This is a genomic window from Nguyenibacter vanlangensis, from assembly GCF_013376155.1.
GTDB lineage: Bacteria > Pseudomonadota > Alphaproteobacteria > Acetobacterales > Acetobacteraceae > Gluconacetobacter > Gluconacetobacter vanlangensis.
Map to the genome: position 1 here is coordinate 1 of NZ_JABXXP010000064.1, position 9,544 is coordinate 9,544.

General features: G+C 61.4%; 7 protein-coding genes. 4 read left to right on the forward strand and 3 right to left on the reverse strand.

Annotated elements, in window-relative coordinates:
• Positions 1 to 119: 119 nt before the first annotated feature.
• The 3 genes from HUK84_RS05940 (at position 120) to HUK84_RS05950 (ending at position 4,217) form a co-directional block, all read left to right on the forward strand.
• The gene (locus HUK84_RS05940; RefSeq protein ID WP_176639452.1) at positions 120 to 1,496 is read left to right on the forward strand and encodes a tannase/feruloyl esterase family alpha/beta hydrolase; all 1,377 of its coding nucleotides are present in this window, start codon (positions 120 to 122) and stop codon (positions 1,494 to 1,496) included.
• A 371-nt stretch (positions 1,497 to 1,867) separates the two neighbouring features.
• A complete protein-coding gene (locus HUK84_RS05945; protein WP_176639453.1) occupies positions 1,868 to 2,590 on the forward strand; it encodes an alpha/beta fold hydrolase in 723 nt (240 codons plus the stop codon).
• A 271-nt stretch (positions 2,591 to 2,861) separates the two neighbouring features.
• The gene (locus tag HUK84_RS05950; RefSeq protein WP_176639457.1) at positions 2,862 to 4,217 is read left to right on the forward strand and encodes an amidase; all 1,356 of its coding nucleotides are present in this window, start codon (positions 2,862 to 2,864) and stop codon (positions 4,215 to 4,217) included.
• 54 nt (positions 4,218 to 4,271) lie between these two features.
• Here HUK84_RS05950 and HUK84_RS05955 read toward each other — a convergent pair whose 3' ends face one another.
• From HUK84_RS05955 to HUK84_RS05965, 3 genes are all read right to left on the reverse strand, one after another.
• On the reverse strand, positions 4,272 to 4,796 hold the full coding sequence (locus HUK84_RS05955) for a MarR family winged helix-turn-helix transcriptional regulator (RefSeq protein ID WP_246285451.1): 525 nt from the start codon (positions 4,794 to 4,796) through the stop codon (positions 4,272 to 4,274).
• 645 nt (positions 4,797 to 5,441) lie between these two features.
• Positions 5,442 to 7,103 (reverse strand): long-chain-fatty-acid--CoA ligase, encoded by a 1,662-nt coding sequence (locus HUK84_RS05960; protein ID WP_176639455.1) that lies wholly within the window; start codon positions 7,101 to 7,103, stop codon positions 5,442 to 5,444.
• 88 nt (positions 7,104 to 7,191) lie between these two features.
• Positions 7,192 to 8,562 carry an OmpP1/FadL family transporter gene (locus HUK84_RS05965; protein WP_176639456.1) on the reverse strand — a complete coding sequence of 457 codons (1,371 nt, stop codon included), beginning with the start codon at positions 8,560 to 8,562 and terminating at the stop codon, positions 7,192 to 7,194.
• Positions 8,563 to 8,875: 313 nt separating this feature from the next.
• Between HUK84_RS05965 and HUK84_RS05970 the strand changes: the two genes are divergently transcribed.
• The coding region (locus HUK84_RS05970) for a thiolase family protein (protein ID WP_456306661.1) at positions 8,876 to 9,544 on the forward strand (669 nt) is incomplete at its 3' end.

Consider the following 9,544-nt stretch of genomic DNA (forward strand, 5'->3'; position numbering starts at 1 on the left):
GCCGGTCTCACGCCTGCACGAACTCCTCCCCTGGAACTGGAAAGCCTCAACACAGCCCCATCATACCAACGTCGCATGAACACGCCCGCGTCTCTCGCCGGATGCTTACGAACCGCCCCATGTGCCTGCTGAAGGTCATGGTCGGCCCTGGGGCGGATAATGGGCCGAATCAACCGTCTACCTCCAGGGGCATAGGGCTGGAAGTATGGGTCCCGGCGCCCGATAACTGGAACGCGCGATATTTGGGCGTTGGCGAAGGCGGTTATGCCGGCATTCCCAGCGTGCAGGATACAGGCGAGCTGAGTGCGCTCGGCATTTCGGCGCTCCGTGCCGGGGAAGACGGCTTCTTGACTGCCGATTCGGACGATGGCCATTCGGTTGGCGGCGGGGCTGATGGAAGTTTTGCGTTTCGCCCCAATGGCAAGCTGAACTGGCCGCTTCTCGAGGATTGGGCGTATCGAAACCTCCATATGATGGTCCTGACCGCCCGCGACATCTCGCGCAGCTTCTATGGACGCGAGCCGAAATTCTCCTATTGGAGCGGAGGCTCGACCGGTGGTCGCGAGGGTCTCATGCTGGCGCAACGATATCCTCGTGATTACAATGGTATCATCAGCGCCTATCCGGCAATAAACTGGCCGAGTTTCGTGCCGTCCATCATGTGGCCCCAGGTCGTAATGCAGCGCGATCTCGGTCATCCGATATCGCCGGGAAAACTCGATCTGGTGACGCGCCGTGCGATTGCAGCATGCGATACTCTTGTTGCGGGAAAGCATGACGGCTTCATCAGCGATTTGGCGTCGTGCCACTATGATCCCACGAGCGATACAAAGCTTCTTTGCCCGGAAACGGCGGCTCACAGTGACTCCTGCCTGACTCAGAAAGAGGCGGTGGCCGTCAACAAGATCTGGTATGGACCGACGATCGACGGAAAGCCCATCTCTCCCGGTTCTGCGAATGGATTCGAGCCGTCGCTGCGCCTCGGTCACCTCTGGTATGGATATAATCGTGGTGCGATCTTGTTCAACTCGCCGTTGACCTATGGAGTCGGACCGGCGGGTGTGACGCCATTCACTATCGGCGCGCATTGGTTGGCGATCGCCGCCGACGATCCGGCACTCGCGGACAAGTCGCTGAAGAACGGCTCAACTCTTGCCCGTGATGGTTGGAAGCAATTGGATTACACGGGAGATAGGTCTTTCGTCAGTGTTTTTATCCGCTCGTTGCAGCAATTTGGTTCGATGAACGGCACAGATAGCGTTGATCTGAGAGAGTTCCATAAAGCAGGCGGCAAGATTATTCATTGGCATGGTCTTGCCGACAATCAGATTCCCGTCGGGGGGTCGGTCAATTATTATGAACGCGTTTCGGACGCCTTCGGAGGTTTCGACAATATAAAGAGCTGGTATCGTTTTTTTTCTGGCGCCCGGATTGGGGCATGGCCGCAGTGGCGCCTCCGGTCTCCATCCTCCTGTGCCAGGCGGGAATGCGAATGATGGATTTGGCATCAATTACGCAATTCTTCCGGTCCTGGAGAAATGGACCGAGGCTGGAGTCGCCCCGGATGTCATTGATGTCTCAACCCTTGATGGGGAGGTAGGGGATCGCTTTTGGTGCCCTTACCCCGCGCATCTTGCGGCTCATGGTACGAAACCGACTTTTACCTGCTCGGTGGGTCCATAAGGCGCTCTTTTATCGCTAGTGTCCTGATTCCGAAATTCGCAAGCGAATTTCGGAATCGAAAGGACACTAGAATCAATATTTTAGTGGCCTGCTGGTCCGAGAAATTCTCATAAGAATTTCTCGGGCAGGGCACTAGGGCGGCATCGGGGCATTGACCTAAGCAAACGCAGATGGAGTGGGTCTGATGAGATTCGTTCTTGTTCATGGTGCTTGGCATTATGGAGAGTTATGGAAGCCGGTCCGCGATGCCCTTGAAGCTGCTGGCCACGAAGTGCATACGCCGACAGCAGGCGGCTTGGGCGTTGGAGACAGGCCGGATGTCGATTTACGCGGTGCCGCTGCTCCGATTATCAGGTATATCCGCGAGACGGACCTCAAGGATTATGTGCTGGTCGGCCATAGCTGGGGAGGCTATCTCATTTCGCGTATTGCAATTGAAATGCCTGAGCGTCTTCGCAGGCTCGTCTATTTCGCGGCATTCGTTCCGAAGCATGGTCAAGCGCTTGTGGACGAAATTCCACCATATCTGCGGAACGCTCTTGAACTGAACGCGTCGGAGAGGGGTGACGGTTCGATCGTTCTGCCATTTTCTGTATGGCGCGACAGCTTCTTTGGTGATGGAACCATCGAGCATGCAAGGGAAATCTACGCCGCACTTAGACCCCAGCCGTGGCGTACGTTTACCGATAGGGCGGATATGACCGGTTGGGAAAATGTGCCTCAAAAATTCAGTTTTCTGGCACCATCAGAAGACAATGACCTTTCTCAAGGAGAATGGGGACGTCACCCGCGTCTCTCAAACAGGTTGGGAGCCTTCCGCTTGACAGGCATCCGTGGCAGTCATGAGGTTCTCCTCACGCATCCCAAGCGGACCGCACGCGCATTTATCGAGGCGGGGCGCGACTGATCGCGTTACGCCGGGGGGGGCTTCGAGGCGGCCTTCGTGTTGCGCAATTGAATCTTCAGTCGGTGGGTCGTCGTTGGGGATAGTGGATCTTATCGCCTCGTGCCGCTCGCATGCATAAGAGTTTCTACGTTTGTAAGACAGGATCAGAACATATTGCTTGCGGCTTTCCCGCACGCAAGCGATGGCCGGTGACGCAATAAATGTTGCGTAGGACCGATTATAGGCGGGAATTGAAGATCTGGAGAGAGAGGATCATCGCGTCGTGACGCAAATACCCCGACATACCCTTCTGTCTGCGGCGCGCGATCTCGCGGAAGGGCGTACAACCAGCCGCGACTTGGTCGAGGACGCGCTGGCCCGAATTGCCGACCCCGATGGTGAAGGCGCGCGGACGTTCATGGCGGTGCATGCGCATGCGGCGCGCCTGCGGGCCGATCACATGGATGCCCTGCGGAAGGATGGGCGGGCTCCGTCCGCATTTGCCGGCTTACCGATGTCCGTCAAGGATCTGTTCGACGAGGCCGGTGTCGTCACGCGCGCAGGTTCGCGCGTGCTGGAGGACAGCGCCCCTGCCATCGGCGACGCGCCCGCGATCGCGCGGCTGAACTCGGCCGGCATGATCTCCGTTGGCCGGACGACGATGACGGAATTCGCGTTCTCCGGCGTCGGTATCAACCCGCATTACGGGACCCCGGCCAATCCGTGGCGGCGTACGGAGAGCCGAGTGCCGGGTGGGTCTTCGTCCGGAGCTGCCATATCGGTTACTGATGGAATGGCGTTGGTTGGTATTGGCAGCGATACCGGAGGATCCTGCCGTATTCCGGCGGCGCTGACGGGCCTGGTCGGTTTTAAACCCACGGCATCGCGTGTCCCTCGGGCCGGGACGGTCCCGCTCTCATCAACGCTCGATTCGGTTGGAAGCATTGCCCGCAGCGTGGCCTGTTGTTGGGCGGCCGACAGCCTGATGGCCGGGGGCGGCGCAAGCCTGCGGAATGCGCCGGCAGGTATGGGAGGAGTGCAGCTGAGACTGGGCGTGCTGACTAACTATGTCTTGAATGATATGGACGAGACGGTCGGGCGTACATGGGAGGCTTGTCTGAGCCGTCTTGCGGTTCGCGGAGCATCTCTCATCGACGTAAGCTGCCCAGCGTTGAATGATATTCCAGTGGCCAATAGCAAGGGGGGATTCCCGGCTCCCGAATCGTTGGCCTGGCATGCACCACTCCTGCAAACACGGCGTGCCGACTATGATCCCTTCGTCCTGCGTCGCATACTGCGTGGGCAGGAACAGAGCGCCATCGATTACATAGCTCTTCATGAGAGCCGGCAGCGTATTATGCGGCGTGCTGCGGATTGCCTGGACTGCTATGATGCTGTCATTATGCCGACAGTTCCGATTGTGGCTCCCCGTCAGGACGAATTGACTGACGATGGTCACTACGCGGCGATCAATATGCTGCTGCTGCGCAATCCGACGGTCGTAAATTTCCTCGACCGGTGTGCCGTCAGCATTCCATGCCACACTCCGGGAGAAGCACCCGTAGGGCTGACGCTCATGGGGCGCCATGGAGACGACCAGGCGTTGTTGCATATCGCGGCCGGGATCGAGCATGAGCTCGTTATCTGACTTGAAGTGGGCGGGAATGCTTCGTTCGCGCCTTGATCGATCGACCGCGACGGCTCACTCGTTCAAAAAATCCATGAGCATTAACGAAGCCTGTGCTCCAGAGATCAACTGGGCCATTACTCGTGTAAGTTCCATCATCTGATCGCGGGAGAGGCTTCGGAATATCGTATCATTGACCGGGACCTGTACCTCGGCAAGCTGCGCGAGTAGATCCCTGGCCTTTGGGGTCACTGAAAGGATCACGCGTCGCCGGTCGTTTTTGTTTGGCAGCTTTTTGACCAGTCCAGCGGCTGCGAGCTTGTTGACGGCGATCGTCACGAAGGCACCGCTGAGGTTCAGATGTTCAGCCAATTGGGCTATCCCTATCGCGTCGCTTTCCATATGGGCGATCGAGATCAAAGCCGTGTATTGCGTGCCGCTGAGGCCGATATGACGCCCCAGTTGATCTCTGTTCGACTGAATGAGGGCCGAAAATGCCAGAAAACGATGTAACATCTCACGAAAAATGCGATCCGAACCATTCACCATGAGTTCGGGACGAGACACGGTAAGCGGAGATGCAGGGTGATCGCCCTTCATTTCAATGATGTCGTTGACAGAGGCTAGAGAGTTATTTCGTTTTTTGCTCATTTTTCCAAATTAATACTTAATATTGACACAAGAAATCATCCGGGTTGCGTATTCAGAACTGGCGCATGACAGGACCTCATGTTGTGGCGATGGAAATCACATATAGCTATTATGGCGCAGGCCGACCAAGTCTGCCACCCTGTGCGGTCAAAGAGATCACCGGTCATGGTGAGGGCAATAAGAACGAGTGTGACAACCGCCGGAGCCGCAGCTAAGATCATGCTGTACACAGAACGGTTGGAGCAGGAGCCTCAGGCGCAGGCCGATTCGCAGGGAAGACGGATGGCAAGGGAGCGTCGGAAGAGGATAACACCGAAACCGTGGTGAAGCTGCGGCGGATGATCGGGCCAGTCGTCATGATGCCGATGGCCGGACGGTCCGGATCACCGTTCTTTCTTTGTTCGCCATGCATCGGGCAGCGGGCATGACGCAGGACAGAGCATGAAAGAGAAAAGACGCTGGGTTGTGATGGTAGCGGAAGACGGCTCGATCGTTCTGTCGGATGAACTGGTCCGGAAATTGGGGTGGGGCGCCGGTACTCATCTTGTTTTTGAACTCGGAGTCCACTGATTCGAGATGATGTCGGACGGGCTCTCAGGCCGGGCCGCGCGGCGCCGACACGCCCGCCTCCAGCCCTTCCTGGCGGATCAGGTCCTTCTTCGACAATTTGCCGATCATCGTCCTGGGCAGGGTGGGGCGGAACAGGATCTCCCGCGGGCGCTCGATCTTCGACAGATGGCGTTCCAGATGCGCAAGCAATGCCCCTTCATCGACCTGCGCCCCCGGCTTCAGCGCCACATAGGCCACCGGCACCTGTCCCCAATAGGCGTCCGGAACGCCGATCACGATGACCTCCGACACCGCCGGATGCAGATACAGCACGTCCTCGACCGTGCGTGGATAGATCTTGTAGCCGCCGCAGATGATCATGTCCTTCAGCCGGTCGACCAGGAACAGGTATCCGTCCCGATCCAGGTATCCGACGTCGCCGGTGCGCAAAAACCCGTCGCCAGTCAGCGGATCGGCCGTCTCCTCGCTGGGCCAATAGCCCAGCATGACCTGCGGTCCGCGCACGCAGACCTCGCCCGCCATGCCTTGCGGCAGGACTCTGCTGCTGTCCTCCGGGTCGCGGATCTGCAACGTGGTGCCCTCCAGGACCGTGCCGCACGAACCGTCGCGCGGCGCGCCGATCGGCGTCAGGGTCAGCACGGGCGACGTCTCGCTCAGCCCGTACCCCTCGATCACGGAACTGCCGGTAAAATGCTCGAACCGCGCGCGCAGCGCCGGCGGCAGCGGCGCCCCGCCCGAGCAGACCAGGCGCAGGCTGGCGAAATCCTCGCGCCGGACGGTGTTTTCCTTCAGCAGCGCGGTCAGGATGCTCGGCACCGCGGGCAGGGCGGTAATCCGCGCGCGGCGCAGGCATTTCAGCACCGCCCCGGCATCGAATCGCGGCTGCAGATAGATCGCCTCGCCCCGCAGGATCGGCAGCATCATGACCGCCTGCAGCGCAAAGACGTGAAACAGCGGCAGCACGCCCAGGAAACGCTGCGGCGTGGGCAGTTGCCCGCCCAGATGATGGTCGATCTGGATCGCGTTGGCCACGATGTTGCGGTGCGACAGCATCGCCCCCTTGGGCAGGCCGGTGGTTCCTCCGGTATATTGCAGCACCGCGACATCCCGCGCCGGATCGATCGGCACCCGGGGCAATACCGTGCGGGATTCGATCAGCGTCCCGTAATAGACATGGCGCGGCCCGGCACAGCGCGGCACGATGTCGTGCCGCTTCGCGACGCGGTACAACGCGGCCTTCAGCTTCGGCAGCGCCTGGTCGATCGGGCAGATGACGATCTTCTCCACCCCCGTATCCCCGGCGCCGTGCCGCACATGGTCGAAGATCATCCTGACATCGGCGGTGACCACCATCCGTGCGCCCGAATTGGCGAAGATCCGGCGCATCTCGTCATCGGCATAAAGCGGATTGACATTGACCACGATGGCGCCGATCCGTAGGATCGCGAAAAACATGATGACGGAATAAGGCGTGTTGGGCAGGCACAGCGCCACCCGGTCGCCCTTGCGCACGCCCTGGTCCAGCAATCCCGCCGCCGCGCGCTCCGCCTGCCGCCACACTGCGCGATAGGTCAGGCGCGCACCCAGGAAATCGATCGCCGGCGCGTCCGGGGCGCGCCGGGCGGACCGCTCCAGGATGTCCCACACCGTCATGTCCTGTTCGGCGGGGACGGGATCGTTCTGCATGGCCGAGACCTTTCCAGAACAGAAGTCGAAGCGCGGCGGGTCTTCGTACTTTTGGAAAACCTCCTGTATTTGTCTTTAAAGTCGTGTCTCAGAACCTCAGATGGCTGCCCAGGGCGACGACATTGGCGCTGTCGTGATAGGTTCCGGTCAACGTGCCGGCTTCAGGGGCCGACGTTGCGTCGATCGGCGCCGCCGGCGTGAACAGATGGGCATAGGACAGTTCCAGCGACAGGCGCGGCAGCGGCGTGTACTCCACGCCGCCCGCCAGGGTATAGCGGTCGCTGTCCGGCGCCTGCGTGATCCGCGTCGCCGCGTCGGCGCTGGCGGACTGGTCGTAGCTGAAGCCGCCGCGCAGGGTCACGGCCGGGGTCAGGCGATAGGTTCCGGCAATGCCGCCGAACCAGGTGTCGCGCCAGTTGACGGCAAAGGACGTCGATGCTCCGCCCGGATGGTCGGTGGTGAAATTCAGTTCGGACAGTAGCGACCAATGCGTCCATTCCCCCTGCAGGCTGACCGACAGCCGGTCGGTCACGGCGCGGGTCACGCCGAAATCGACGCTGTCGGGCAGGGTGATCTGGCCGGAAACATGCCCGCCCGCTTCGGCGAATGCCGCGCGCACGAAGGGGATCTGCGCCAGGACGGGCGCCGCGGCCAGTTGCGTGCGGCCCGACAGCGCAATCCCCATGCGCGAATGATAGGCAACGCCGATCCGCGTGCGGGAATCCGGCATATAGAGCATGCCCGCGACATAGCCGAAGGCAAAGCCGTTGCCGCTGATATCGGCCACGCTGTTGCCCGGGATCGGCCCCGACGCCAGGTTCACCGACGCCAGGTTCACCGACGCCAGGTTCAGGGCCCTGGTAAAGCGCCCGGTCAGGAAATCCATGCGCGGGCCCAGCCCGATCGACAATTTCGGCGTCAGGCGATAGGACGCGGCCAGCGTCAGGTCATAGTCGCTGACATGCGTCACCAGGCTCTGGTAACGGCCCACCCAGTCGGTGGGATAATTCATCCGCACCCCATAGGGCACGGTCACGCCGAGCCCGATCGCCAGCCGGTCCGTGACCTTCCATGCGCCGAATGACCCGCCGCTGCCGCTGGGGTCGATATTGCCGCCGCCGGTCGAACCCGGGGTCGGCCGGCCGTCCGCCCCCCGGTTCCGGCCCGAAAAACGCGCGGTTGGGTCGATATAGAAGACATTGCCATAGAATTCGCTGGACGGCAGCAGCGACAGGCCGGCCGGATTCAGGCTGACCGTCGCGGCGTCGCCGGCGCGGCTGACGCCGCCGACATAGGCATTGGCGGTCGATGTCGCATCGCCGTCCCGCAGCGCCAGCCCCGCCGCATGCGCCCCGGGCGCCAGCATGGACAAGGCGATGGGCGACAGGATGACGGGACGCAGGGCAGTCAAGGCGGGGGCGAGCAGAAATGTGCCGGCTTTCGGCGGTTTCATCGTCATGTTTGTTTTTTCCTTTCCCACCCGCGACGCGTCCCGGAAGCGCATCGGCAGGCGGGGGGCACCCTGGCCTTACCAAGTGACGATTACGTCACGTCAGTTGGCGCGGGTGGCAGTGCATCACAAGGGAGGATCCCGCGGGGCATGGAGATCAAGAATTATTGTATGGAAGCTTTTTCAGGACACAAGAAAAAGTTACGAGACAAGGAAGCAGGCCGCGCATTGTTCACAGGTGATGGCGTTCCACATGACGTAAGCGTCAAAATATTGCGCAAAATCGCGTCGATCCGCTCCGATCGCGATGGAGGTCCGGCCGATGAAGAATATCGTTGTCGCCGGGTTCGCGCGCTCGCCCTTCCACCCCGCCCGCCGGGGCGCGCTGGCCGGGATGCGGCCGGACGACCTGCTGGCGCAGATCTTTCGCGGGCTGGTCGAACGGAGTGGCATCGACGCGGCCGACATCGAGGACGCCCTGGTCGGCTGCGCCATGCCCGAGGGCGAGCAGGGGTTGAATCTTGGCCGCCTCGCCGCCCTGCTGGCCGGCCTGCCCCTGTCGGTGGCGGGCGCGACGATCAACCGGTTCTGTGGCTCATCCATGTCGGCGATCCACATGGCGGCCGGCGCCATCCTGGCGGGCGCGGGCGATCTCTTCCTCTGCGGCGGGGTCGAGAGCATGAGCCGCGTGCCCATCGGCGGCTTCAATCCGCTGCCCAATCCGGCGCTCGCCAGGCTTTATCCCGGCGCCTATGCCGACATGGGAACGACGGCCGAAACCCTGGCCCGCAAATACGAAATCTCCCGCGCCGAGCAGGAGGCGTTCGCCCTGCGCAGCCAGGCCCGCGCCCGCGCCGCGATCCAGGCGGGGCATCTGGCCGACGAGATCATCCCCGTCACCACGCCCAAGGGCGAGGTCGTGGCCGATGACGGCTGCCCGCGCCCCGACAGCACGGCCGAAGGGCTGGCGGCGCTGAAGCCGGCCTTCGAC

Excerpts from the sequence above, each read along its gene's own strand:
- HUK84_RS05945 (WP_176639453.1), top strand. The coding sequence starts at position 1,868 with ATGAGATTCGTTCTTGTTCATGGTGCTTGGCATTATGGAGAGTTATGG.
- HUK84_RS05965 (WP_176639456.1), bottom strand. The coding sequence starts at position 8,562 with ATGACGATGAAACCGCCGAAAGCCGGCACATTTCTGCTCGCCCCCGCC.
- HUK84_RS05960 (WP_176639455.1), bottom strand. The coding sequence starts at position 7,103 with ATGCAGAACGATCCCGTCCCCGCCGAACAGGACATGACGGTGTGGGAC.
- HUK84_RS05955 (WP_246285451.1), bottom strand. The coding sequence starts at position 4,796 with ATGAAGGGCGATCACCCTGCATCTCCGCTTACCGTGTCTCGTCCCGAA.
- HUK84_RS05940 (WP_176639452.1), top strand. The coding sequence starts at position 120 with ATGTGCCTGCTGAAGGTCATGGTCGGCCCTGGGGCGGATAATGGGCCG.